Consider the following 1,333-nt stretch of genomic DNA (forward strand, 5'->3'; position numbering starts at 1 on the left):
TATCAACTTTATCCGAACACCTCCCACATTCATCCGTACATGTGCGGATGAATGTGGGAACCCGATACCCTGAGGGCCGGATCGGCCGGCCCCGGGAGATCGGAGGACGGTATGTCCGGAAAGAAGAAAAGCGGCTCCGCAAGGGCGGTCCCGAGGGCCTACGGAAGGCTCACGAGGCACGAGCGGGACACGGTCCAGAGGATGCTGGAGCGCAGGGCGTCGTGCAGGGAGATCGCGAGGGAGCTGGGCAGGTCGCCCTCGACGGTGAGCGCCGAGGTGGCGTCGCACAGGTTCGTGACGGCGCCGAAGGCCAGGCGCGGCGAGCGCGTGGACGCCTCCGCCGACCTGTCGGCGGCCTGCCCGCGCCTGGCGGCGTGGCCGCGATGCTGCAACGGCTGCGGCCGGTACCGCGCGATCGGCTGCAAGCGCCGCCCCCACGTCTTCTACGAGGCCCGGGCCGCGCAGCTGTGCGCCGACTCGGTCCTCGTCTCGTCCAGGCGCGGGATAGACGCCGACGAGCCCGCCGCGGCGGCCAGGCTGGAGGCGATAAGGGACTGCCTGCGCCGGGGGCTGTCGCCCGAGCAGATGGCGGCGCGCAACGGCGGCCCGGTGGACCTGTCGCCGTCGACCATCTACCGCTGGGTCTCGGCGGGCTACGACGGCATGACCAACATGGAGCTCAGGCGCAAGGTCGGCTACAGGCCGAGGAAGCGCGCCGCGGGCCGGGCGGCGACCCGCCACTCCGCCCGCAGGTCGCATGCCGCGTTCCTCGCCCTCGGGGAGGACGCGTGCGCCGCGGCCTGGGAGATGGACACCGTCGAGGGGGCCCGGGAGGACTCCGCCTGCCTGCTCACGCTGCTGCACCGCCCCAGCAGGCTCCAGCTCGCGCTGCCGCTGGAGGAGAAGACCGCCGGGTGCGTCGCGGGCGCCCTGGAGGGCGTCCGGGCCGTCCTCGGCGCCGACGGGACGCGCCGCGTGTTCCGCGCCGTCCTCACCGACAACGGCGCCGAGTTCTCCGACGAGGCGGCGATCGCGGCGCTGCTCGGCGAGGGGCCGGGCGAGACGAGGCTGTTCTACTGCGACCCCGGGCGCAGCGACCAGAAGGACGCCTGCGAGCGCAACCACGTCGAGATCAGGAAGCTGCTGCCCAAGGGCGCCGGGATCAGGTTCGACCGGCTCGCCCCGGCCGACCTGGCGCTGGCCATGTCGCACGTGAACTCCGAGCCCCGCGGCGCGCTCGGCTTCGCGACGCCCGCGCGCGCCTTCAGGGCGATGCTCGGGGAGGACGCGGCGGCGCTGCTGGACGCCTACGGCGTGGGGGACGTGCCGCTCG

Annotated in this window: 1 protein-coding gene; it reads left to right on the forward strand. The window is 73.4% G+C overall.

The window, feature by feature from the left end:
- Positions 1–264: 264 nt before the first annotated feature.
- Positions 265–1,333: IS30 family transposase (locus tag ACTQ40_RS10505; protein ID WP_441564113.1), on the forward strand; the 1,069-nt coding region annotated here is incomplete at its 3' end.

It is taken from the genome of Collinsella sp. Sow4_D11, from assembly GCF_052116465.1.
In the GTDB taxonomy this organism is placed as follows: domain Bacteria; phylum Actinomycetota; class Coriobacteriia; order Coriobacteriales; family Coriobacteriaceae; genus Collinsella.